Raw genomic sequence first — 22,174 nt, forward strand, 5'->3', positions numbered from 1 at the left:
CGATCGCTTAGCCTCATTGTCCAGAAATAGATTTTAAGGCCAAGGAGCCTCAGGGGAGGGGTCGGCGGATGGACAGCGGGGCGGCGGACGAGCATCTCGTCCAGGAGGCCGAGAAGATCGCCGTCGCCCTCGGGCGGATGTTCCCGGGCCTGTGCGAGGTGGTCCTGCACGACCTGAGGGACCCGGACCGCTCGATCCGGGCCATCGAGAACAACCTGTCGGGCCGCCAAGTGGGCGACTCCGCCACGGAATTGGGGCTGAGCCGCATCGCCGACCCCGCCTTCCCCGATGTCGTCCAGAACTACCCCAACCGCTTCCCCGACGGCCGCCCGGCCAAGAGCACCTCCATCGGCATCAAGAACGCCGAGGGGCGGTACATCGCCGCGCTCTGCCTCAACCTCGACGTCTCCGTGCTGTCGCCCGTGGCTCTCACCCTGGCGAACCTCGTGGCCACCGACAGCGGACACGGCGAGGCACCCCTGGAGACGCTGCGCGACCGCCACGCACGCGAACTGCGCCGGGTGGTGGAGGAGTTCTCCGCCGAGCGCGGCGCCCCGCCCCGGTCGCTGAGCCGTGCGGACAAGAAGGCGCTCGTGCAACAGCTCAACCGGGACGGCTACTTCGAGTCCCGCGACGCCGCGCGCACCATCGCCGACCTCCTCGGAGTGTCCCGGGCGACCGTCTACAACTACGCGAAACCGCCGTCGGATCCGTGAGGAGCCCGGCCGCAGCAGCACACGAACACCCGGTACAGAAAGAGGACTTCGCCATGTCCGGCGCCGCCGACCTGCCCGTGACCTTCGACGACATCCGCGCGGCCGCCGCGCGCATCGAGGGCTTCACCCACCGCACCCCGGTCCTCACCTCGCGCACCCTCGACCAACGAGTGGGCGCGCGGGTGTTCATCAAGTGCGAGAACCTCCAGCGGATGGGCGCCTTCAAGATCCGCGGCGCCTACAACGCCATCGCCGGGCTCCCGCCCGAGGAGCGGGCCAAGGGTGTCGCCGCGTTCTCCTCCGGCAACCACGCCCAGGCCACCGCCCTCGCCGCCCGCGAACTGGGCACCAGCGCCGTCATCCTGATGCCCGAGGACGCCCCGCGCTCCAAGAGGGAGGCCACCGCCGGGTACGGCGCCGAGATCGTCACCTACGACCGCTACACCGAGGACCGCGTCGCGCTCGGCACGGCCCTCGCGAAGGAGCGGGGCCTGACCCTGATCCCGCCGTACGACCACCCGGACGTCATCGCGGGCCAGGGCACGGCCGCCCTCGAACTCCTCGAAGAAGTCGGCCCGTTGGACGCGCTGCTGGTGCCGGTCGGTGGCGGCGGGCTGATCGCCGGCAGCGCCGTCGCGGCCAAGGGACTGCACCGGGACATCCGGGTCATCGGGGTGGAGCCGGAGGGCAGCGACGACACCAAGCGGTCCCTGGAGAGCGGCACCCGGGTGGCCGTCCCCGTGCCCCGCACCATCGCCGACGGCCAAGCGGTCGCGGTCCCGGGCGAGTTGACCTTCGCCGTCAACCGGCACCTGGTCGACTCCGTCGCGCTGGTCGGCGACACGGAGATCCTCGACGCGATGCGCTTCGCCTTCGACCGGCTGAAGACCGTCTTCGAACCCAGCGGCGCCACCGGCCTGGCCGCCCTCCTCGCCGGGCGCGTCGGCGACCTCCCGCCCCGGGTCGGCGTCATCGCCTCGGGCGGCAACATCGACACCCGCCGGTTCGCGGAACTGCTCGGCGGCTGAGCGGCGCGGGCGCCGCCTCGCCGTCCGGGTCGATTGTCAGTGCCCCGACCTACGGTGTGATCAGTGAGGACCTGCGGGACGGCCGGGGGTCCGCTGTGGGGAGGGGTGTGCCATGTCTGCGGTGTCCGCGGCGGAGACGACGTATCTGGAGCTGTCGCAGGAGGGCGGGGGCGCGCACAAGTTCTACGAGGTGAGCGTCGACGGACCGGTGGTGACGGTGCGGTACGGCCGGATCGGTGCCGATGGCCAGACGCAGACCAGCACGTTCCCGACCGTGGAGAAGGCGCGGGCCGCCGCGGCGAAGAAGGTCGGCGAGAAGGTCCGCAAGGGGTACGCCCCCGCGGTGCGGGGCGGTCGCGCCCCGCGGCCGGTGACCCGGCGCCAGGTCAGCTCGGCCCCCTCCACCGCCCGCGCCGTGGCGCCGGTGCTGTGGCGGTTCCGCACCGGCTCGGCGGCGTTCGGCATCCATGTGGACGACGACCACTGCTGGATCGGCAACCAGGCGGGCGACGTCTACACCCTGGACCACGAGGGCGCCGTACTGGCCCGCTTCGGGCTGCCGGACGGCGTGAAGTGCCTGGTCGCCGACGACTTCTGGATCTACGCGGGCTGCGACGACGGCAAGGTGTACGACCTGTCCTCCAAACTGCCCTTCGCCGCGTACGACATCAACGCCGACGTCGACATCTTCTGGCTGGACATCCACGAGGGCGTGCTCAACGTCTCCGACCGCGCGGGCCGGCTCACCGTCATCGACCACGAGGACGAGCACCAGTGGGCCCGCCGCAGCCAGGGCGAGCACGCCTGGATGGTGCGCGCCGACGACCGCGCCGTCTACCACGGCCACCACCAGGGCGTCACCGCCTACCGGCCCGACGGCGGCGGCGAGTTGTGGCACACCCGCACCCGCGGCGGGGTGCTGTTCGGCTGGCAGGAGGACGACGCGGTGTACGCGGGCACCGGGCACCGGGTGGTGCAGCGGCTGTCGAAGGCGACCGGCGCGATCGAGGCGACGTACGCCTGCGACAGCGCGGTGTACTCCTGCGCCACCTCGCCGGGCGGCCGGTTCGTGTTCGCCGGGGACGCGGCCTCGTCCGTCTACTGCTTCGACCGCGACGGCACCCGGCTGTGGAAGCTCGGCACGGGCAGCGGCTCGGCGCTGTCGATGCAGTACCGCGACGAGCGGCTGTACCTGGTGACCACGGACGGCTCCCTGGTGTGCGTGGACGCGAGCGAGACCGCCATCGGCGCGGCCCAGCAGGGCTCGGTGCCGGTCGTCCGCGACGTCAAACTCGCCGCCGCGCTCCCGGCGTACGCCCCGGCCACCGCCGTCGAGGCCGTCGCCACCGTGGCCCAGGCTCCGACCGGCTCGGTCGTCGTCGAGTGCGTCCAGGAATCCGGCCGCCTCCGGGTCCACGTCATCTCCGGGGGCTACGACGCCTCCTGGAACGTCCAGTTCCCCCGCGCGATACGCGTCCCGGGCGCCCGCTACGTCGTGGACGCCCTGCATCCGGCGGCGGGAGGCTTCTACCGGGTGCGGGGGGATATCCGGCGGCTGGTGTGAGGGGTGGGGAAGGGGCGGGGGCGAGGAACGCGACGGCGATCGTCGACGTACCCCCTCAGCCCGCCATCTCCCCTCGGCCCGCGATCCCCCCTCGGCCCGCGATCTCCCCTCGGCCTGCCCTCTGCCCTCAGCCCGGCACCCCCTCCGCCACCGCCTCCCGCGCCACCGCCAGTGCCGCCTCCCGGTCCTCCGGGACCAGGCCGATGCGGGTGCGCCGGTCCAGCAGGTCGGACTCGTCCAGGGCGCCCTCGTGCCGGGCCGCCCACACGAGTTCGGCGCGGGTGACCGGATGGCCGGGCAGCACGGGCGCGGCGAGGGCGGGGTCCTCGGCGGTGAGGGCGTGGACCGCGAGGGCCTCCGTGCCGTAGCGGCGGATCAGACGGCTGGGCACCGGCAGGGCCCGCAGCCGCTCGGGCGCGGCGGCACCGACCAGCGGCAGGTCCGCGGTGGGGGACGGAGGCACGGCGAGCCCCTTGGCCGCGGTGGCCGCGTCCACGGCGTCCTGGGCCATCCGGCGATACGTGGTGAGCTTGCCGCCGACCACCGTGATCACCCCGTCCGCCGAGGTCAGCACCGCGTGCCGGCGCGAGATGTCGGAGGTGCGGGTCCCCGCGCCGCCCCCCGACATGTCCAGCAGCGGCCGCAGCCCGGCGAACGCGCCGACGACCTCGTCCCGGGCGACCGGCACGTCCAGCGCCGAGCCGAGCACGTCCAGCAGGAAGCCGATGTCCGTCTCGGGCACCTCCGGCACATCGGGGATGCCCCCCTCGACCGGCTCGTCGGTGAGGCCGACGTACACCCGGCCGTCCCCCTGGGGCAGCACCAGCACGAAGCGATTGGTCTCGCCCGGGATCGGGATGTGCAGACCGGCCGGCAGCTCCCCGAGCCGCTCCGAGCGCAGCACCAGATGCGTGCCGCGCGAGGGCCGGATCCGGATCCCGTCGACCAGACCGCCCGCCCACACCCCGGCGGCGTTGATCACCACGCGGGCCCTGATCTCGCCCTCCTCACCGGTGAGTTCGTCACGGATACGGGCGCCGCCGCCGGTCAGCTCCAGCACCCGGACCCGGGTCAGCACCCGCGCCCCGCGCGCCGCCGCCGTCCGGGCCAGCGCGGTCACCAGCCGGGCGTCGTCGGTGACCCGCCCGTCCCAGGACAGCAGCCCGCCGCGCAGCCCGGCCCCGCGCACCGCGGGCGCCAGGTGCCGTGCCTCCGTCGCCGACAGCCGGCGCGGCGCGGGCAGCACCTGGCGGGGGGTGCGGGCGGCCAGCCGCAGCATGTCACCGGCCCGCAACCCGGCCCAGGCGAGGGACGCCTGAGCCGTCGAGACCATCGGCGTGAGCGGCAGCACGAACGGCTGCGCGCAGACCAGGTGCGGGGCGGTACGGGTCATCAGCACCCCCCGCTCCACCGCGCTCTCGTGCGCCACCTCGAACTGCGCGGACGCCAGATAGCGCAGCCCGCCGTGGATCAGCTTGGAGCTCCAGCGCGAGGTGCCGAAGGCCAGGTCGTGGGCGTCCACCGCGACGACGTCCAGACCGCGGGCCGCCGCGTCCAGGGCGACCCCGGCCCCGGTGGCGCCGAGCCCGACGACCAGCACATCGGCCACCCGCCCCGCCGTCGCCTCGGTCAGTTCCCGGGTGCGCCGGGCCGCGCTGAGGGACGAGCCGGGTATCGCCTCGGTGTGACTCATGGCCTGAGGATCCTCTCCAGGAGGGTGCGCAGCTCGCCGAGGAAGGCGGCGGAGTCCAGCTCCGGGTCGTCCTCGTCGGCCATCGTGCGCAGGGACAGGGTGAAGGACTGCACCGTCAACAGCAGGGCGCGCGCCTGCCGTTCGGTGTGGGCGCGGCGCACGGAGCCGTCCTCGTGGCCCTCGCGCAGGCTCTCGGTCAGCAGCGCGAGCAGCGCCAGCTGGCTCGCCCCGCGCCGGTCGAGCACATAGGGGAGCAGCAGCTCCGGATCGACGTCGACGATCTTGTGGAACAGCGGGTGCGCCCGGAACGCCTCGACGCCCGCCACCAGCCCCTCGACCATCCTGGTGCGCGTGTCGAGGCCGGGCGTGGGCGCGGGGATCGCCCGGGTGGCCACGGCGATCCACTCACGGGTCATCAGATCGCCCACCAGCGTGCGCAGATCCGGCCAGCGCCGGTACAGGGTCATCCGGGAGACACCGGCGCGGCGGGCCACGTCGGCGAGGGTCGTGCGGCGGACCCCGACGGCCAGCACGCAGTCGCGCACCGCGTCGAGGATCGGATCGCTCTCCGTGTCTTCCGTACCGTTGTGACGAATAGGCGTCATGTGTAACAGTGTAACGCCCCGGGCCGGGCGGAAAACCAGCGGACCGTCGCCGTACGGCCGGCCGTGACGGTCCGCCCGACAGGGCCCGACACCGCCCGGACCGAGCCACCGACCTGTGAGGACGACCGTTCAATGGACATGCTGTGGAACGGCTGGGGCGACCCGGCCAAGGCGGCACCGCTGCCCGACTCGGTGACCGGGCTGCTGCGCGATCTGCTTGGCGTCAAGCCGCGCAGCACCCCCGCGCTCGCCCTGGACGACCTCGACCTGCCCGCCCCCACGGCCGGCCCCGCCGCCCTCGCGGCGCTCGCCGAGGCCGTCGGCGGCGCCGAGCACGTGCGCACCGACGCCGAGAGCCGCGTCCGGCACACCCGCGGCAAGTCCACCCCGGACCTGCTGCGCATCCGCACCGGCGACGTCAGCGACGTCCCGCAGGCCGTGGTCCTGCCCGCCACCCACGACGAGGTCCTCGCCGTACTGCGCGTCTGCGCGGACCACGCCCTGGCCGCCGTGCCGTTCGGCGGCGGCACCTCCGTGGTCGGCGGACTCGCCCCCGAGCGCGGCGCGTTCGTCGCCCTCGACCTGCGCCGCATGGACGCTCTGCTCGAACTCGACCCCGTCTCGCGCACCGCCGTCCTCCAGCCCGGCCTGCGCGCCCCGGCGGCCGAGGCGCTCCTCGCCGAACAGGGCTTCACCCTCGGCCACTTCCCGCAGTCCTTCGAGTGGGCCAGCATCGGCGGCTTCGCCGCGGCCCGCTCCAGCGGCCAGGCGTCCGCCGGCTACGGCCGCTTCGACGAGATGGTCCTCGGCCTCACCCTCGCCACCCCCGAGGGCACCGTCGAGACCGGCCGCGCCCCCCGCTCCGCCGCGGGCCCCGATCTGCGCCAGCTGATCCTCGGCTCCGAGGGCGCCTTCGGCGTCATCACCTCCGTCACCGTGCGGGTGCGCCCGCTGCCCGAGACGAAGGTCTACGAGGGCTGGCGGTTCGCCTCCTTCGAGGCGGGCGCCGCCGCGCTGCGCAGGCTCGCCCAGGACGGACCGCGCCCGACCGTGCTGCGCCTGTCCGACGAGACCGAGACCCTCATCGGCCTCGCCTCGCCCGACAAGATCGGCGCCGGGCTCGGTCAGAGCGACGCCGGCTGCCTGGCCATCACCGGCTACGAGGGCACGCCCGAGGAGACCGCGTACCGGCGCGAGCGGGCCGCCGCCGTCCTCACCGCCTGCGGCGGCACCCCGCTCGGCACCGAGTCCGGCGAGCGCTGGGCGCACGGCCGCTTCTCCGCGCCGTATCTGCGCGACGCCCTCCTCGACGTCGGCGCCTTCGCCGAGACCCTGGAGACCGCCGCCTTCTGGTCCCGCGTCCCCGAGCTGTACGCGGCCGTGCGCACCGCGCTCACCGACACCCTCACCGAGGCGGGCACCCCGCCCCTGGTGATGTGCCACATCTCCCATGTGTACGAGAACGGCGCCTCGCTGTACTTCACGGTCGTCAGCGCCCAGGGCGAGGACCCGGTGGCCCACTGGACGCCCGCCAAGCACGCGGCCAACGAGGCGATCGGTGCCGCCGGCGGCACCATCTCCCACCATCACGGGGTGGGCACCGACCACCGCGACTGGTATGTCAGGGAGACCGGAGAGCTGGCCGTCGAGGCACTGCGCGCCGTCAAGCGCCGCCTGGACCCCGACGGGCTGCTCAACCCCGGCGTCCTGCTGCCCACCGACTGACCCCACCCCACCGCCTGCCCCGGAGGCACTCCCGATGCGCCAGTTCACCGCCGTCGTCAACCCGACCGCGGGCGGCTCCACCGCGGCGGCCACGCTGCTCCAGGTGGCCCGCCTGCTCAGGGAGGCCGGGGCCGGTCTGGAGACCGAGTACAGCCACAGCCTGGCCCACGCCCAGGACATCGCCCGAAAGGCCGGCGAGCGGGGCCGGATCGTGCTCGCCGTCGGCGGCGACGGCATCACCGGCGGCATCGGGGGCGCCCTGAGCGGCACCGGAACCGTGTTCGGCATCGTCCCGGCCGGACGCGGCAACGACTTCGCCCGCGCCCTCGACCTGCCGGCCGACCCCGCCGCGCTCGCCGACATCCTGCTGCACGCCGAACCCCGGGCCGTCGACACCATCGAGGTGGAGTCCGCCGTGCACCGGCGCACCGTGGTCCTCGGCAGTGTGTACGCCGGGGTCGACGCGCTGGCCAACCGGCACGCCAACCAGACCCGGCTGCTGCGCGGCGCCGCCGCCTACTACGCGGGCGGCCTGCGCGCGGTGACCACCTGGCGGCCCGCCGACTACCGCGTCACCGTCGACGGCGAGGAGCACACCCACCGCGGCTACACGGTCGTCGCCGCCAACTCCCCCTACTACGGCTCCGGTCGGCAGATCGCCCCCGGCGCCCGGGTCGACGACGGCCTGCTGCACATCGTGATGATCAAGGAGGCGCCCCGCCGGCTCTTCTTCACCCTGATGAACGAGCTGAAGACCGGAACTCACATACGCCGCCCCGAAGTGCGGGTCCTGCGCGCCAAGGAGCTGCGCATCGAGTCCAGTGGCCCGGTCCCCTACGGCGCCGACGGCGAGGTGGAGGCCACCTTGCCGGTGACCGTCCGGGTACGGCCCGGGGACCTGCCGGTGCTGTACCGGCCCGCGGACACGGCCTGACCCGTGTGCGGGGCGGCGCGGCTGGGTAGGCGAGCAGCGACCGGGGGAGCGGCGGACAAGGGGGAGGAAGCGCATGGAGAACGCCGTACAGGCCGTCGTCGTGTACGACGGCCGGCTGCTGCTGGTCCGGGAGGCGGACCGCTGGGGGCTGCCGTCGGGCACCGGGCAGCCGGCGGAGACGGCCGAGGCCACCGCCGCACGCGTCGTCTATGAACTCACCGGCTATCTGGCCGACGGCTCCGCGGCGCTGGACGACGGCCCGGCCGTGCTGTGCCAACTCCTCAGCGAGGACCCCTCGGACGGCGCCCGGCTCGCCCCCGAGGACATCCGCTGGACGCCGAACGGGGAGACCGCGGGCATCGCGCTGCCCGCGGCCGTGCGCGACTACCTGGAGGGGCACACCCCCGTGTGATCCAGCTCAGGCGCCTCCTTCGAGGAACCGCCGCCGGTCCACCACCGCGCGGTCGATCTCGCCCTCCGCGATGAGCAGGCCGTCCGCGTCGACGGCCCGCACCGCGAAGGTGAGCCGCCGCGCCTGCGCCCGGGCCGGCGGCCGGGCCGTCACCTCGACCCGGCCGCCGACGTGCGTCGCGCGCAGATGCCGCACCCGGACGGCGGTCCCCACGGTGGTCTCGCCCGGACCGGTGAACGGCGCCGCGGCGCGCACGGTCGCCGCCTCCAGCCAGGCGATCAGCCGGGGCGTGCCGAGCACGGGCACCTCGCCGCTGCCCAGCGCCCGCGCGGTGTCGGCATCGGTCACCCGGTGGGCATCGGACATCTGGCGGTCATCGCTCACCTCGTCGCGCATCTCCCCACGCTAAGGCGCCCAGCGGCCCTCCGACCTGCCGAGCCCGCGGGGCCGCGCCATGCTGGAACGGTCCGGCTCCGCCCCGTACGAGGAGGCAGGTCCCCGTGCCCGAGTCGCAGCCCGTCGTCGTCCCGCCCGCCAGGGCCGCCGTGTTCCTCGTCGTCACCATCGACCAGGGCGGCGAGGACACCGTCCGCGACCTGTTGCAGGATGTGTCCGCCCTGCGCCGTTCGGTCGCCTTCCGCGCCCCGCCCGAGGAGCTGAGCTGTGTCGTCGGCATCGGCTCCGCCGCCTGGAACCGGCTGTTCGGCGGGCCGCGCCCGCGCGATCTGCACCCGTTCAAGGAACTGGACGGCCCCCGCCACCAGGCCCCGGGCACCCCCGGCGACATCCTCTTCCATGTCCGCTGCCGCCGCATGGACCTCTGCTTCGAACTGGCCCGGCTGTTCGCCGAGCGGCTGGCGGGCGCCGCCACCGTGGTGGACGAGGTGCACGGCTTCAAGTTCTTCGACGAACGCGATCTGCTCGGCTTCGTGGACGGCAGCGAGAACCCCGAGGGCGAGATCGCGGACGACGCGGTGTTCATCGGCGACGAGGACCCGGGCTTCCGCGGCGGCAGCTATGTGATCGTGCAGAAGTACCTGCACAACATGAAGGGCTGGAACGCCCTGTCCGTCGAGGAGCAGGAGAAGACCATCGGGCGCACCAGGCTCGCCAACATCGAACTGCCCGACGACGTGAAGCCCGCCGACTCCCACGTGGCCCTCAACACCGTCACCGACGAGCACGGGAACGAACGCAAGATCGTGCGCGAGAACATGCCCTTCGGAAACATCGCACAGGGCGAGTTCGGCACCTACTTCATCGGCTACGCCCGTACACCCGAGGTCACGGAGTCCATGCTGCGCAATATGTTCCTCGGCCGGGACCCCGCCTCGCACGACCGGATCCTCGACTTCTCGGTGCCGGTCACGGGCTGTCTCTTCCATGTGCCGACCATCGCCTTCCTCGACGATCTCCCCGCCCGGCCTCCGCTTGCGGGCCACTCGGCGCCGGGGTTCAGTGAGAACTGACCCCTTGCGCACCAGGAGTTCTCATGTCGATGTCGTTCGGCGCCCCCTTCGGTTCCCAGGACCCGTTCAGTGAGCTGCTGAATCGTTTCTTCGGGATGTCGCCGGCGTCCTCGCCGCCCGCCGTGCAGCGGGTGCCGATCGGGCGACTGCTGACGGAGTCGTCGCAGCAACTCCTCAACCTGGCCGCGCAGCGGGCCGCCGAGGACGGCACCTCCGACCTGGACACCGAGCATCTGCTGTGGGCCGCCACCAAGGTCGAGCCCTCGCGCAGGCTGCTGCTCCAGGTGGACGTGGACCCCGACACCCTCGCGAACGAGATCGCCAAGGTCCTGCCGCACGAGTCCGGCCAGCCCTCCGCGCAACCCGGGCTCACCCCCGCCGCCAAGCGCACCCTCGGCGCCGCCTACGCCCAGTCCCAGGCGGCCGGGGTGTCGTACATCGGCCCCGAGCACATCCTCGCCGCGCTGCTCGGCGACAGCGACACCGGCGCCGCCCGGCTGCTGCGGGCCGAGGGCATGGACACCCAGAAGCTCTCGGGCCTGGCCGAACAGGCCGCCCGCGCCGAGAACGCGCCGGCCGAGCGCAAGCAGCCGGCCACCACCCTGGACGAGTACGGCCGCGACCTGACCGACGAGGCCAAGGCCGGCAAGCTGGACCCGGTGGTGGGACGCGCCGAGGAGATCGAGCAGACCGTGGAGATCCTGTCCCGGCGCTCCAAGAACAACCCGGTGCTGATCGGCGAACCCGGCGTCGGCAAGACCGCCATCGTGGAGGGCCTCGCCCAGCGCATCGTGGCCGGTGAGGTCCCCGACACCCTGAAGGACAAGCGGGTCGTCGCGCTCGACCTGTCGGGCATGGTGGCGGGCGCCCAGTACCGGGGCCAGTTCGAGGAGCGGCTGAAGAAGGTCATCGAGGACGTCCAGGCCGCGAGCGGCAGCATCATCCTCTTCATCGACGAGCTGCACACGGTCGTCGGCGCCGGCGCCACCGGCGAGGGTTCCATGGACGCGGGCAACATGCTCAAACCCGCCCTCGCGCGCGGTGAGTTGCATGTGGTCGGCGCCACCACCATCGACGAGTACCGCAAGTACGTCGAGAAGGACGCCGCCCTGGAGCGCCGGTTCCAGCCGGTGATGGTCCCCGAGCCGACCGTCGAGGAGACGGTGCAGATCCTCGAAGGGCTGCGGGACGCCTACGAGGCGCACCATCAAGTCCGTTTCGACGACGGCGCGTTGGTAGCCGCCGCAGAGATGTCCGACCGGTACATCACCGACCGCTTCCTGCCCGACAAGGCCATCGACGTCATGGACCAGGCGGGCGCCAGGGTACGGCTGCGCAGCGCCAGCCGCTCCACCGAGGTCGTCAGCCGCGAGGACCGGATCGCCAAGCTGCGCCGCGAGCTCGAACAGGCCGTGTCCGCCGAGGACTTCGAGCGGGCCTCCGATCTGAAGCGGCAGCTCGCCGAGCTGGAGGCCGAACTCGCCGGGATCGAGGAGCGCCGCGAGGGCGTTGTCTCCGTCACCGCCTCCGACATCGCCGACATCGTCTCCCGGCGCACCGGCATTCCCGTCTCCCAGCTCACCGCCAGCGAGAAGGAGAAACTCCTCAGGCTGGAGGAGGAGATGCACGCCCGCATCGTCGGCCAGGACGAGGCCGTCACCGCGGTCTCCCAGGCCGTACGGCGCAACCGCGCCGGCATGGGCGACCCCAACCGGCCCGTCGGCTCCTTCCTGTTCCTCGGCCCCACCGGTGTCGGCAAGACCGAACTGGCCAAGACACTCGCCGAGTTGCTGTTCGGCGAGGAGGACCGGATGGTCCGCTTCGACATGAGCGAGTTCCAGGAGAAGCACACCGTCGCCCGGCTCGTCGGCGCCCCGCCCGGATACGTCGGCTACGAGGAGGCGGGCCAGCTCACCGAGAAGGTGCGCAGGCAGCCGTACAGCGTCGTGCTGTTCGACGAGGTGGAGAAGGCGCACCCCGACGTCTTCAACACCCTGCTCCAGATCCTGGACGACGGCCGACTGACCGACTCCCAGGGCCGTACCGTCGACTTCCGGCACTGCGTCATCATCATGACGTCCAACATCGGCGCGCACCGCATCCTCGACCACAAGGGCGATGTGTCCGATCTGAAGGACGAGTTGATGGACGATCTGCGGGGCCGTTTCCTGCCGGAGTTCCTCAACCGCATCGACGACATCATCATCTTCCACGGGCTCACCGAGGACGACCTGTCGCAGATCGTGGACCATCTGCTGGACCAGAGCAAGCACCGGGTGCACGCCCAGGGCATGACGCTTGAGGTCACGGAGGCCGCGAAGAAACTGCTCATCGCCCATGGCCACCAGCCGGAGTTCGGCGCCCGCCCGCTGCGCCGCACCATCCAGGCGGAACTGGACAACCGCATCGCCACACTGCTGCTCAGCGGCGACGCCGAGCCCGGGGACACGATCGTCGCCGACGTGGTGAAGGACACGCTGCACTGCTCGGTCAGCAAGCCCGAGGCCGGCAAGCCCGAGAGCTGACGCGCCCCGGCGGAGCGTTCGCTAGGACGCTCCGCCGATCGACTCCACCACCGCGCTCGCGGGCCCGTCCGGGGTGTCGTACCGCACGCTGTCCCCGGCCCGGCACCCGAGCAGCGCCCGGCCGAGCGGGCTGTCCTCGGTGACCAGGTTCTGGTCCAGGGCCTCGGCCCCCTCGCCGATGGACAGCGTCTCCACCGAGCCGTTCGCGAACCGCACGGTGACCGTGCTGCCCACTCCGACCACATCGGTGCGCGCGGGCCCGGCACGGTCCGCCTCGTGCAGCCGCTCGGTGATGTCCGCGATCCGCCGCTCCAGCCGGTCGAGCTGGTCCACCCGCTGCAACTCGTCCGCCTGATCGGCCTGGTCGCCCACGTCGGGATTGCCCTTCAGTGTCCCGGCGACCATCTGCCGTTCCTCCCGCAGATCCGCCAGCTCCTGCTCCAGCGCACTCCGCGCTTCGGCACTGATCGGTTCGGGGCCATCGGTCATCGCTGCTCCAGTCGACAGGGATCGGGACGGATCCAGACGGATCGAAGGGAAACGAAACGGGACAAAAGGGGGTTCGCTTCCGCATCGTATGCGCTGGACCGGCGGGGGACCGCGCCCCGGCTCGCTAGGGATGGAGCTTTTTCCCCTCGGCGAGCATGGCGACGAACTTCGCGATGCGCGCCGCCCTGGTCTCGGGCTTCTTCGCCTCCTCGATCCGGTGCAGGACGGAGTAGCGGTTGCGGCTGTCCAGAGTGGTGAAGAACGCGGCGGCTGCCGGCTCGGCGTCCAGGGCCGCCCGGAGGTCGTCGGGCACGGTGGCCGCGCGCGGACCGGCGTACGCCGCCGCCCAGCGGCCGTCCGCGCGCGCCCGCTCCACCTCGCGCAGCCCGGCGGCCCGCATCCGGCCCTCCTCGATGAGCCGGGTGGCCTTCTCCCGGTTGACCTGGGACCACCTGCTGGCGGACCGCCGCGGGGTGAAGCGCTGGAGCCAGTGCGATTCGTCCAGCTTCCGCTTCTGGCCGTCGATCCAGCCGAAGCAGAGCGCCGCCTCCAGCGCGCCCCGGTAGTCGACACCGTCGGGCCCCGCGACGCTCTTGCGGGCGAGCTTCAGCCAGATCCCCGTGGTGTCCGCGTGGTGGTCCTCCAGCCACTTCTCCCACTCCTCGGGGGTGGCGAAGAAGAGCACCGGATCGGTCGTGTGGGATGAGCCGCCAGACATGGTCCTCATGAAATCCCGTCGGCCCGGGGCCGGTCAACCGGGAGGGGACCGGTGTCAGTTGGCGTGCAGCGCCCGGTGCAGGGTGCGGGTCGCCAGCTCGATGGCCGTACGGGCCGCGTGGGTGTCGCGCAGGGCGTCGAGCATGACGAAGTCGTGGATGATGCCCTGGAACCGTACGGCGGTCACCGGGACGCCGGCCGCGCGCAGCTTGGTCGCGTACGCCTCGCCCTCGTCGCGCAGCACATCCGCCTCGCCGGTGATGACCAGCGCGGGCGGCAGACCGCTGAGCTGCTCGGTGGTGGCGCGCAGCGGCGAGGCGGTGATCTGGGCGCGGTCGGTCGCGTCGGTCGTGTACTGGTCCCAGAACCACTGCATGCCGTCGCGGCGCAGGAAGTAGCCGGTGGCGAACTGGTGGTACGACGGTGTGTCGAAGTTCGCGTCGGTGACCGGGTAGAACAGCACCTGCTGGACCAGCGCGGGACCGCCGCGCTCCTTGGCCATCAGGGTGAGGGCGGCGCTCATGTTGCCGCCGACCGAGTCCCCGGCGACCGCCGTCCGGGAGCCGTCCAGGTCCTTGGTCGCGCCCTGCTCCACGACCCACCGGGCGACCGTGTAGTTCTGCTCGATGGCGACGGGGTAGCGGGCCTCGGGGGAGAGGTCGTACTCGGGGAAGACCACCGCGGCCCGCGCCCCGACGGCGAGTTCGCGCACCAGGCGGTCATGGGTGTGGGCATTGCCGAACACCCAGCCGGCGCCGTGCAGATAGAGGATGACCGGGAGGCTGCCCGAGGCGCCCGCGGGCCGCACGATCCGCGCCCGGACGCTGCCCGTGGGCCCGCCCGAGACGGTGATCCACTCCTCGTCGACCGCCGGTTTCTCGATGTCCCCGGACTGCACCTCGTCGACCGCCTTACGGCCCTCCGCGGGCGGCAGGTCGAACAGGAACGGCGGCTTCGCGGTCGCCGCCGCGAACTCGGCCGCCGCGGGCTCCAGTACCGGCTGCGGGGGCGCTACGGCATCGGACATCGGATCTCCTCGAAACATCTCCCGCCCGCCGGACCGGCGGGCGGACGGCCGACGTTTCCCACCCTGCACGGTTTCTCCGGGTGTCGCACGCGGAGTGCCCGGGAAGCGTCCTGCCCTGCCCCGGGACCGGGGACACCGGCGCCGGGAAAAGGGGGTGATCAGGTGGCGGGGGCGCGAGAGAGTGTGCGCATGGAGTTCCTCTGCCACCACCGCGACCGTTCCGACTCCCTGGCGCTGCGCATGGAGTTGCTGGAGGAGCACTGGTCCTACATGGACCGGTTCGCCCAGGAGATGATCGCCCGCGGTCCGACGCTCGCGGGGGACGGCGAGACGCCCACCGGCAGCGTGCACATCCTGGACCTGCCGGACGCCGCGACGGCCCGCGCGTTCGCCTTCGACGAGCCCGGCTACCAGGCGGGCGTCTACCGGGACGTGCTGCTGCGACGCTGGCGCGATCTGCTCGGGCGGACCATGTGGGACTTCCCCGGCGGGCCCACCGACGGCGACCGCTTCCTGGTGCTCGGCCTCGGCGCGGGCGAGGCCGCCGACCTCACGGTCCCGGCCGGTCGCGGCGACGATCTGATCGCCTACGGCCCCCTGCTCTCCGACGACGCCACCGCCTGGCTCGGCACCGCGGCCCTGCTCCGGGCCCCCGGCCCGGCCGCCGCCCGCGCCCTTTTGACCGAGGACCGGTACGCCGGCATTGAGGTCCACGCCTGGCGGTTCGGCGGCCGCTCGCAGTGATGTGTCCTTAAACGTCGGCCGGAGCGGGTTTCGGCCGACGGCTCGCCCGCAGTCGGCTGACGAGGAGGGCGGTTACCGCGGCGAGGACGATCAGCGGCATCTGGTTGTACGCGTCGCGGCCGAGCAGCAGTACAGCCAGGACGCAGCCGGTGAGCGGCAGCCCGGTGACGACGGTCGCCGCCGCCGAGATGCCCAGCGCGAACGCGGGGGCGGTCCCGAGCCCCGGCAGGCCCGCGCAGGCCAGCCCGGTGGCCACCCCGAGCAGCACGGCCGGGAAGATCGGGCCGCCGCGCAGACTGCCCAGGCTGATGCCCCAGGCGAGCGCCTTGCACAGGACCAGCGCCACCAGCGCGAGCACCGACCACCCGTGCGGGTTCTCGGCGAGCTGCCCGAGCGTCGTCTGCCCCGACAGGGCCGCCTCCTCGGGCGAGCGGCCGGTCAGCAGGGCGTACGCCGTCAGACAGACCCCGGCGGCCACGGCGCACACCACGGTGCGCACCGCCGTACCGTGGGCGGAGGTCCAGCGGTGGGTGCGCTCGCCGAGCCCGTGGGCCACCGAGACGAGCACGGCGATCAGCGCGGCCGCGGGCAGCCCCCACAGGAAGTCGCCCGCGTCCGGGACGGTGTCCAACGGCACCTTCGGCAGCCCGAGGGCGCCGATCGACAGGCCGGTCCAGTGGCCGAAGCCGGTGAACACGAGCGCGCCCGCCCCGCTCGCGGCCAGGCAGGGCAGCAACAGCATGGCGAGCCGGGGCCCGGCGAGACCGGCGGCCTCCATGACCATGACGGCGGCCACCACCGGGCCGCCCAGGATGGTGGAGATGGCCGCGGTGGAGCCCGCGGTGGCCACGACCGTCGCCGAGGCGGCGTCCGCCGGATGCCGGCGCAGCGCGCGCACCCCGAGCAGGGCGAGGGCGGACCCGACCGCCATCAGCGGCGCCTCGGGGCCGAGGGTCACGCCCAGCGGAAGGGTGAGGACGGCGGCCAGCACCACGCCCGGCAGGGCGCGGGGGCCGATGGGATCCCCGCCCAGACCGTGCACCGGGACATGCCCGCCGGCGCCGGGCAGCCGGGTGATGATCGGGGCCAGGATCAGTCCGGCCAGCGCCAGCGTGGGCAGCGGCCACCACCAGGGGGCGTGCCCGAGACCGAGCGCGTGCGGCAGCTCCTGCCACACCTGGTGCTGGAGCCAGTGCTGGAGGCTGACGAAGAAGAAGCTGGCGAGCGCGATGGGCACACCCAGACCGAGCGAGAGCGCCAGCAGCCGGAGATAGCGGCGGCTCAGCAGTGTCCGCGCCGGGTCGTCGGCCGCGGGGGGCTGCCGGTCGCCGGTCGCGGGCGATCGCCCGTCGTCGGCCGCGGGAGGCTGCCCGACCGTGCCGCTCACGCCCGCTCCACCTCCACCGCCCTCGGCGCCCTCGGACGGCGTTCGGCAACGCACCGGGCGGGCTTCAGTAAACGGCCGCCCGCCCCGCCCCGCATCTCGGCGGGCGCCTGATCAGCCCAGGGACCCGGGCGCGGCGGCTTCGTCCAGCGCCAGCCGCATGAGGGTCAGATCGAGGCGGCGGCCGAACTTGATCCCGGCCTCCCGGATCGTCCCGGCGTGCTCGAACCCGAAGCGCTCATGGAGCCGGACCGAGGCGCCGTTGCCCGACTCGATCCCGGCGATCATGAGGTGATGGCCCGCCGCGCGCGCCGCCGTGATGAGCGTGGTCAGCAGGGTGGAGCCGATGCCGAGCCCGTGCCGGCCCTCGCGGACGTAGACCGAGTCCTCCACCGTGTGCCGGTAGCCCTCCAGGTCCCGCCACGGCGCGAACACGGCGAACCCCGCCACCTCGCCGCCCGCCTCGGCCACGAACGCCGAACCGCGCTCCAGATGCCGCGCCAGCCAGGCCGCGCCCTCGGCGGGCGACTGCGGGATCTCCGTCCACAGGGCCGTCGAGTGCTCGATCGCATGGTTGCGGATCGCACGCACCGCCTCCGCATCACCGGCGCACGCCGGGCGCACGGTCACCCCACGATCTCTCTCATATATTGGAAGCATGTCCAACATAGTAGATCCCCTGGTGGGGCGGATCGCGGCCCGGATCCGCGCGGAGCGGGAACGGCGCGGCTGGACCCTGGCCCAGCTGGCGGACGCGTCCGGGGTCTCCCGCGCCATGATCAACCGGATCGAGCGCGGTGAGAGCAGCCCCACCGCCGTCGTGCTCGGCAAGCTGTCCGCCGCCTTCCAGCTGAGCGTCGCCTCGCTGCTCGCGCTCGCGGAGGGCACGCGGCCGGAGACCGCCGAGGAAGCGGGCGTGCGCCGTCGCACCGAGGCGCCCGAATGGCAGGATCCCGCCACCGGCTACCGGCGCCGCCAGATCACCGGCGCGGACTTCCCCGCGGAGGTCGCCGAGATCCGGCTGCCCGCCGGGGCCCGGGTGCCGTACCCGGCCGCGGCCTTCGCCTTCGTACGCCAGGTCGTCTGGGTCCTCGACGGCCGGCTGACCTTCCACGACGGCGCGGAGATCCATGAACTCGGCCCGGGGGACACCCTCGAACTCGGCGACCCCGCCCCGCGCGTCTTCGCCAACACCACCGACGCGGAGTGCCGCTACGCCGTGATCCTGACCCGGGGCACCCGGCCCTGATCAGCGCCGGACAGCCTGTGCCGGTCAGCCCGCGCGGGTCAGCCCGTGCCGCCGGTCGGTCCGTGTCGGTCAGCTCGCGCCGCCGGTCAGTCCTCGCCGTGCTGGCGGCGGATCCGGGAAGCCACCTCGTTCTGCTCCGTCTCCCACCAGGGCCGTACCCGTACGGCCTCGGCCCCGTCGGAGGCGGCCTGAGCACGGCCGGGCGCGGACACCGGGGACGCGACCGGCGCAAGGTCCCGGTCCAGCCGCCGGTCGAGGGCCGCGGCCTGCACCCGCTCGGCCCGCGCCCACTGCACCAGGATCGCCAGCAGGAAGGGCAGCGCGACCAGTTCGGCGATGCTCAGCATGGCGCCGCCGCCGATCTGCTGGTCGTGCTGGACGTCCGGCGACCAGGTGGGCGCGTGGTGCAGATACCAGGCACCGGCGATCAGCGTGCCGTGGGTCATCACCACCACGCCGGGCACCGCGTCGATGATGCCGTCCAGGAACACCAGCGCCGCGCGCACCGGGTGAGTGCACCACTTGGGCAGCGCCTCCTCCCGGGTGAGCACCGGTACGACGAACAGGCAGCCGGCCGCCAGCAGATGCAGATACATCAGCTCGTGCAGCCAGCCGACGCGCAGCGCGGTGGCGAAGTACGGCGTGAAGTAGACCGTCAGCTCGGTCCCCAGCACCAGCGCCGTGCTGACCAGGGGGAAGGTGAGCAGTCGTACGACCCGGCCGCTCATCACCTTCTGCACCCGCCCGGCGCCCTTGCCCGGCAGCGCCTCGATGGCGAGCCGCAGCGGATCGCCCAGGGCCAGGCCCAGCGGGGTGATGAGGTCCAGCAGGACGTTCTGCACCGCGGCCGGCCAGAACAGCACATGGTCGTAGACCGCGAGACTCGACATGGTGGCCACCGCGAGCCCGCCGAGGCCCAGCAGGGTGAACGCGAGGGTCCGGCCCGGCGACCAGGTACCGCCCGCCCGGCGCACCCGGAGCACGCCCCAGCCGTACAGGCCGCCCAGAAGCGCGATCAGGATCAGCGCGGGCACATCGAGCTGCCACGACCCAAGCGCGCGTGCGGGTGTCAGCTCCGGCAGGCTGCCGACCGCTACGACGGCCGTCGCGTGACCAGACATGGAAAAGCTTCCTCCACCTGCCTATAGGGAGCACACCGGACGACAGGTGACAGTAGCCGCTGACGGCACGCACCCATTCGGCAGGGTCGGCCTCAATGGGCCAGCCGGCCGGACGTGCTGAAGCGGGCCGCGCGGCGCCGCAGATGGCGGTGGCCGACCTCGGCGCGCGGACCGGCCTCGCCCGGCCGGGTCCGGTAGAAGAGGCGCTTGCCCACCTCCACCAGGGCGAGATAGCACAGCACCATCCCGGCCAGCGCGGCGAAGTAGCCGAGCGGGAGCCGCTGGAAGCCGAGGGTGGGCGCGAGCGGGGTGATCGGCAGCAGGGCACCCACCACGACCACGGTCAGCGTGGTCAGCACCAGCGGCAGACTCGCCCGGCTGCGCCAGAACGGGCTGCGCCGGGTCCGGATCGCGAAGATGACCAGCGTCTGGGTGGCGAGGGACTCCACGAACCAGCCGGTGCGGAACTGCGCGGGCCCGGCGTGGAAGACCCACAGCATCACGCCGAAGGTGGCGAAGTCGAACAGCGAGCTGATCGGGCCGAAGCACAGCATGAACCGGCGGATGAACGCTATGTCCCAGTGCGCCGGGCGGCGCACCTGCTCCTCGTCCACCTCGTCGGTCGGGATGGCCAGCTGGCTGCTGTCGTACAGCAGGTTGTTCAGCAGGATCTGTGAGGGCAGCATCGGCAGGAAGCTCAGGAAGAGCGAGGCACCGGCGGCACTGAACATGTTGCCGAAGTTGCTGGACGTCCCCATCAGCACGTACTTGATCGTGTTCGCGAAGATGCGCCGCCCCTCGGCGACCCCGTCCGCCAGCACGCCGAGGCTCTTCTCCAGCAGGATGATGTCCGCCGCGTCCTTGGCGACATCGGTGGCCGAGTCCACCGAGATGCCCACATCGGCCGCGTGCAGGGCGAGCGCGTCATTGACACCGTCCCCCAGGAAGGCGACATCGCTGCCGGTCCCGCGCTGCAACCGGACGATCCGTGCCTTCTGTTCCGGGCTCACCCGCGCGAACACGGTCGTACGCGCGATCGCCGCGGTCAGCCCGGCGTCGTCCATGCCGTCCAGGTCCGCTCCGGTGAGCGCGGCGACCTCGCCGAGTCCCAGATCGCGGCAGACCTTCACCGCCACCGCCGCGTTGTCACCGGTCACGATCTTCACGCCGATCCCGAGCTTGGCCAGCCGCTCCAGCGCGGCCGCCGCGTCGGGCTTCGGCGGGTCGAGGAAGACCAGCAGTCCGGCGAGCCGCAGCCCCCGCTCGTCCTCGGCGGTGGGCGCCACGGCGGCCGGCAGGGCGCGGGTGGCGACGGCCACCACCCGGTTGCCCGCCGCGAACTCCGCCTCCAGCCGCCGCCGCGCCTCCTGCGGCACCTGGGCACAGCGCTCCAGTACGGCCTCGGGGGCGCCCTTGGTCACCAGCAGCGCGGCGCCCGACTCATCGGTGACGGTCACGGAGACCAGCCGCCGCTCATGGTCGAACGGCAGCAGCCCCGCCTTGGCGCACCCGGCCACGGCGGCGCGCTGGGCGTCGGCCGCGGGGGAGTCCCACAGCGCCGCGTCCAGCGGGTTGCCGCCCACCGCGCGGCCCTGGTCGAACTCCGTCTCCGTGCACAGCAGGCCCCATCGCAGCACGTCCTGCGCGGCGGCGTCGCCCAGTGGCACCGACCGCATGAACTCGATCCGCCCGAGGGTGAGCGTGCCGGTCTTGTCGGTGAACAGGATGTCCACGTCCCCGAGGTCCTCGATGCACACCAGCCGCTTGACCAGCACCTTCAGTCGGCTCAGCCGCCGTGAGCCGGCCGCGAGAGACGTGGAGACCACCGCCGGGAGCAGCTGAGGGGTGATGCCGACCGCGATCGCCAGGGAGAACAGCAGCGCGTCGATGAGGGGCTTGTGCAGCACCACGTTGATCACGAAGATCGTCGTGGTGAGCGCCCCGGCGACGTACACCAGCAGCATGGAGAACCGCCGCAGCCCCACCTGGAACTCGGTCTCCAGCTGATGCTCGCCGAGCCCGGCCGCGATCGCCCCGAACTCCGTGCGCGGTCCCGTCGCGACCACCACCCCGCGCCCGCTGCCCACGTGCACCACGCTGCCCATCAGCGCACACCCGGTCAGCTCCGCCAGCGCGGCCCCGGCGGGCACGGTCGCCGTGTCCTTGGCGACGGGCAGGGACTCGCCGGTCAGCGCCGACTCGTCGCAGCTCAGTTCCGTCACCGACAGCAGCCGCAGATCCGCGGGCACCACATCGCCCAGCCGCAGCTCCACCACATCACCGGGGACCAGTCGAGTGACGTCGACCTCGTGCGGCCGGCCGTCGCGCAGCACCAGCACCCGGTGCCTGATGCGGGCGTGCAGCGACTCGGCGGTCTTCTCCGCCCGGTACTCGTTGACGAAACCGAGGCCGACCGAGAGCGCCACGATCACCGCGATGATCACGGCGTCGTTGCGTTCGCCCACGAAGTACGACACGACGGCGGCGGCCAGCAGCAGGCCGAGCAGCGGGGAGCGCACCTGGTGCCAGAGGACCAGCAGCCCGCGCGCCCGGTGCGAGCGGACCGCGTTCGGCCCCCAGCGCTCCAGCCGCCGCGCCGCCTCCTGCTCGGTCAGCCCGGCCGGTGTCACCTCCCACTCGCGCAGCACGTCCTCGCCGGGCCGGGCCGCCGCCGCGCCGATTCCGCTCGCGGCACCGGGTCCGGCGCCCACGGCCGTGGTCACCATGACCGGCCGCCGAAGTCGCTGCCGCTGGGTTGCCGCATGACGAGAA

General features: G+C 73.0%; 20 protein-coding genes. 10 read left to right on the plus strand and 10 right to left on the minus strand.

What is annotated here, in order from left to right; all coding sequences use genetic code 11:
• The first annotated feature begins 68 nt into the window (after positions 1 to 68).
• The 3 genes from AB0N90_RS03575 (at position 69) to AB0N90_RS03585 (ending at position 3,308) form a co-directional block, all read left to right on the plus strand.
• Entirely contained in the window at positions 69 to 716 is a 648-nt protein-coding gene (locus AB0N90_RS03575; protein ID WP_365192677.1) for a PAS domain-containing protein, read from the plus strand.
• 53 nt (positions 717 to 769) lie between these two features.
• A complete protein-coding gene (locus AB0N90_RS03580) occupies positions 770 to 1,744 on the plus strand; it encodes a threo-3-hydroxy-L-aspartate ammonia-lyase (RefSeq protein ID WP_365192679.1) in 975 nt (324 codons plus the stop codon).
• Between the two features lie 112 nt (positions 1,745 to 1,856).
• A complete protein-coding gene (locus tag AB0N90_RS03585; protein ID WP_365192681.1) occupies positions 1,857 to 3,308 on the plus strand; it encodes a WGR domain-containing protein in 1,452 nt (483 codons plus the stop codon).
• A 127-nt stretch (positions 3,309 to 3,435) separates the two neighbouring features.
• On the opposite strand, the gene AB0N90_RS03590 is transcribed toward AB0N90_RS03585, so the two are convergent.
• Both AB0N90_RS03590 and AB0N90_RS03595 read right to left on the minus strand, forming a co-directional pair.
• On the minus strand, positions 3,436 to 5,001 hold the full coding sequence (locus AB0N90_RS03590) for a glycerol-3-phosphate dehydrogenase/oxidase (RefSeq protein ID WP_365192683.1): 1,566 nt from the start codon (positions 4,999 to 5,001) through the stop codon (positions 3,436 to 3,438).
• The gene (locus tag AB0N90_RS03595) at positions 4,998 to 5,606 is read right to left on the minus strand and encodes a TetR/AcrR family transcriptional regulator (RefSeq protein ID WP_365192685.1); all 609 of its coding nucleotides are present in this window, start codon (positions 5,604 to 5,606) and stop codon (positions 4,998 to 5,000) included. The genes AB0N90_RS03590 and AB0N90_RS03595 overlap by 4 nt, the downstream gene beginning before the upstream one ends.
• A gap of 132 nt (positions 5,607 to 5,738) precedes the next feature.
• Here AB0N90_RS03595 and AB0N90_RS03600 point away from each other — a divergent pair, with 132 nt between their 5' ends.
• The 3 genes from AB0N90_RS03600 to AB0N90_RS03610 all read left to right on the plus strand — a co-directional run bounded on the left by AB0N90_RS03600 (position 5,739) and on the right by AB0N90_RS03610 (position 8,677).
• Positions 5,739 to 7,331, plus strand: a complete 1,593-nt coding sequence (locus AB0N90_RS03600) for an FAD-binding oxidoreductase (protein WP_361679499.1) — start codon at positions 5,739 to 5,741, stop codon at positions 7,329 to 7,331.
• A gap of 34 nt (positions 7,332 to 7,365) precedes the next feature.
• A complete protein-coding gene (locus tag AB0N90_RS03605; protein ID WP_365192687.1) occupies positions 7,366 to 8,265 on the plus strand; it encodes a YegS/Rv2252/BmrU family lipid kinase in 900 nt (299 codons plus the stop codon).
• Positions 8,266 to 8,338: 73 nt separating this feature from the next.
• Complete coding sequence (locus AB0N90_RS03610; RefSeq protein ID WP_361679493.1) at positions 8,339 to 8,677, plus strand: NUDIX domain-containing protein; 339 nt, start codon at positions 8,339 to 8,341, stop codon at positions 8,675 to 8,677.
• Between the two features lie 6 nt (positions 8,678 to 8,683).
• Here AB0N90_RS03610 and AB0N90_RS03615 read toward each other — a convergent pair whose 3' ends face one another.
• On the minus strand, positions 8,684 to 9,073 hold the full coding sequence (locus AB0N90_RS03615) for a hotdog domain-containing protein (RefSeq protein WP_365192690.1): 390 nt from the start codon (positions 9,071 to 9,073) through the stop codon (positions 8,684 to 8,686).
• A gap of 104 nt (positions 9,074 to 9,177) precedes the next feature.
• Between AB0N90_RS03615 and AB0N90_RS03620 the strand changes: the two genes are divergently transcribed.
• Both AB0N90_RS03620 and AB0N90_RS03625 read left to right on the plus strand, forming a co-directional pair.
• A complete protein-coding gene (locus AB0N90_RS03620; protein WP_365192692.1) occupies positions 9,178 to 10,146 on the plus strand; it encodes a Dyp-type peroxidase in 969 nt (322 codons plus the stop codon).
• 23 nt (positions 10,147 to 10,169) lie between these two features.
• Positions 10,170 to 12,671 (plus strand): AAA family ATPase, encoded by a 2,502-nt coding sequence (locus AB0N90_RS03625; RefSeq protein ID WP_365192693.1) that lies wholly within the window; start codon positions 10,170 to 10,172, stop codon positions 12,669 to 12,671.
• Positions 12,672 to 12,692: 21 nt separating this feature from the next.
• Here the strand turns inward: AB0N90_RS03625 and AB0N90_RS03630 are convergent, their stop codons facing one another.
• From AB0N90_RS03630 to AB0N90_RS03640, 3 genes are all read right to left on the minus strand, one after another.
• Positions 12,693 to 13,160, minus strand: coding sequence for a GreA/GreB family elongation factor (locus AB0N90_RS03630; protein ID WP_330258035.1), 468 nt, complete (start codon positions 13,158 to 13,160; stop codon positions 12,693 to 12,695).
• Between the two features lie 124 nt (positions 13,161 to 13,284).
• Positions 13,285 to 13,878 carry a YdeI/OmpD-associated family protein gene (locus AB0N90_RS03635; RefSeq protein ID WP_365192695.1) on the minus strand — a complete coding sequence of 198 codons (594 nt, stop codon included), beginning with the start codon at positions 13,876 to 13,878 and terminating at the stop codon, positions 13,285 to 13,287.
• A gap of 54 nt (positions 13,879 to 13,932) precedes the next feature.
• Positions 13,933 to 14,904, minus strand: coding sequence for an alpha/beta hydrolase (locus AB0N90_RS03640; protein WP_365192697.1), 972 nt, complete (start codon positions 14,902 to 14,904; stop codon positions 13,933 to 13,935).
• 189 nt (positions 14,905 to 15,093) lie between these two features.
• Between AB0N90_RS03640 and AB0N90_RS03645 the strand changes: the two genes are divergently transcribed.
• On the plus strand, positions 15,094 to 15,648 hold the full coding sequence (locus tag AB0N90_RS03645; RefSeq protein ID WP_365192699.1) for a YciI family protein: 555 nt from the start codon (positions 15,094 to 15,096) through the stop codon (positions 15,646 to 15,648).
• Between the two features lie 7 nt (positions 15,649 to 15,655).
• On the opposite strand, the gene AB0N90_RS03650 is transcribed toward AB0N90_RS03645, so the two are convergent.
• Together AB0N90_RS03650 and AB0N90_RS03655 are read right to left on the minus strand one after the other, a co-directional pair.
• Positions 15,656 to 16,936 carry a chloride channel protein gene (locus tag AB0N90_RS03650; RefSeq protein ID WP_365192816.1) on the minus strand — a complete coding sequence of 427 codons (1,281 nt, stop codon included), beginning with the start codon at positions 16,934 to 16,936 and terminating at the stop codon, positions 15,656 to 15,658.
• 210 nt (positions 16,937 to 17,146) lie between these two features.
• Entirely contained in the window at positions 17,147 to 17,692 is a 546-nt protein-coding gene (locus tag AB0N90_RS03655) for an N-acetyltransferase family protein (RefSeq protein WP_365192700.1), read from the minus strand.
• Here AB0N90_RS03655 and AB0N90_RS03660 point away from each other — a divergent pair.
• Positions 17,691 to 18,281: a helix-turn-helix domain-containing protein gene (locus tag AB0N90_RS03660; protein WP_365192701.1), complete on the plus strand. Its 591-nt coding sequence runs from the start codon at positions 17,691 to 17,693 to the stop codon at positions 18,279 to 18,281. The two genes, AB0N90_RS03655 and AB0N90_RS03660, sit on opposite strands and share 2 nt — an antisense overlap.
• Before the next feature lie 86 nt (positions 18,282 to 18,367).
• On the opposite strand, the gene AB0N90_RS03665 is transcribed toward AB0N90_RS03660, so the two are convergent.
• On the minus strand, positions 18,368 to 19,402 hold the full coding sequence (locus tag AB0N90_RS03665) for a cytochrome c oxidase assembly protein (protein WP_365192703.1): 1,035 nt from the start codon (positions 19,400 to 19,402) through the stop codon (positions 18,368 to 18,370).
• A gap of 92 nt (positions 19,403 to 19,494) precedes the next feature.
• Complete coding sequence (mgtA, locus tag AB0N90_RS03670) at positions 19,495 to 22,128, minus strand: magnesium-translocating P-type ATPase (RefSeq protein WP_365192705.1); 2,634 nt, start codon at positions 22,126 to 22,128, stop codon at positions 19,495 to 19,497.
• Positions 22,129 to 22,174 lie beyond the last annotated feature (46 nt).

The organism is Streptomyces sp. NPDC093018 (genome assembly GCF_040684035.1).
Taxonomy (GTDB): Bacteria; Actinomycetota; Actinomycetes; order Streptomycetales; family Streptomycetaceae; genus Streptomyces; species Streptomyces murinus.

Bases quoted from the DNA above. Each gene is read 5' to 3' on its own strand.
- AB0N90_RS03575 (WP_365192677.1), top strand. From the start codon at position 69: ATGGACAGCGGGGCGGCGGACGAGCATCTCGTCCAGGAGGCCGAGAAG.
- AB0N90_RS03580 (WP_365192679.1), top strand. From the start codon at position 770: ATGTCCGGCGCCGCCGACCTGCCCGTGACCTTCGACGACATCCGCGCG.
- AB0N90_RS03585 (WP_365192681.1), top strand. From the start codon at position 1,857: ATGTCTGCGGTGTCCGCGGCGGAGACGACGTATCTGGAGCTGTCGCAG.
- AB0N90_RS03590 (WP_365192683.1), bottom strand. From the start codon at position 5,001: ATGAGTCACACCGAGGCGATACCCGGCTCGTCCCTCAGCGCGGCCCGG.
- AB0N90_RS03595 (WP_365192685.1), bottom strand. From the start codon at position 5,606: ATGACGCCTATTCGTCACAACGGTACGGAAGACACGGAGAGCGATCCG.
- AB0N90_RS03600 (WP_361679499.1), top strand. From the start codon at position 5,739: ATGGACATGCTGTGGAACGGCTGGGGCGACCCGGCCAAGGCGGCACCG.
- AB0N90_RS03605 (WP_365192687.1), top strand. From the start codon at position 7,366: ATGCGCCAGTTCACCGCCGTCGTCAACCCGACCGCGGGCGGCTCCACC.
- AB0N90_RS03610 (WP_361679493.1), top strand. From the start codon at position 8,339: ATGGAGAACGCCGTACAGGCCGTCGTCGTGTACGACGGCCGGCTGCTG.
- AB0N90_RS03615 (WP_365192690.1), bottom strand. From the start codon at position 9,073: ATGCGCGACGAGGTGAGCGATGACCGCCAGATGTCCGATGCCCACCGG.
- AB0N90_RS03625 (WP_365192693.1), top strand. From the start codon at position 10,170: ATGTCGATGTCGTTCGGCGCCCCCTTCGGTTCCCAGGACCCGTTCAGT.
- AB0N90_RS03630 (WP_330258035.1), bottom strand. From the start codon at position 13,160: ATGACCGATGGCCCCGAACCGATCAGTGCCGAAGCGCGGAGTGCGCTG.
- AB0N90_RS03635 (WP_365192695.1), bottom strand. From the start codon at position 13,878: ATGTCTGGCGGCTCATCCCACACGACCGATCCGGTGCTCTTCTTCGCC.
- AB0N90_RS03640 (WP_365192697.1), bottom strand. From the start codon at position 14,904: ATGTCCGATGCCGTAGCGCCCCCGCAGCCGGTACTGGAGCCCGCGGCG.
- AB0N90_RS03645 (WP_365192699.1), top strand. From the start codon at position 15,094: ATGGAGTTCCTCTGCCACCACCGCGACCGTTCCGACTCCCTGGCGCTG.
- AB0N90_RS03660 (WP_365192701.1), top strand. From the start codon at position 17,691: ATGTCCAACATAGTAGATCCCCTGGTGGGGCGGATCGCGGCCCGGATC.
- AB0N90_RS03655 (WP_365192700.1), bottom strand. From the start codon at position 17,692: ATGCTTCCAATATATGAGAGAGATCGTGGGGTGACCGTGCGCCCGGCG.
- AB0N90_RS03665 (WP_365192703.1), bottom strand. From the start codon at position 19,402: ATGTCTGGTCACGCGACGGCCGTCGTAGCGGTCGGCAGCCTGCCGGAG.
- mgtA (WP_365192705.1), bottom strand. From the start codon at position 22,128: ATGGTGACCACGGCCGTGGGCGCCGGACCCGGTGCCGCGAGCGGAATC.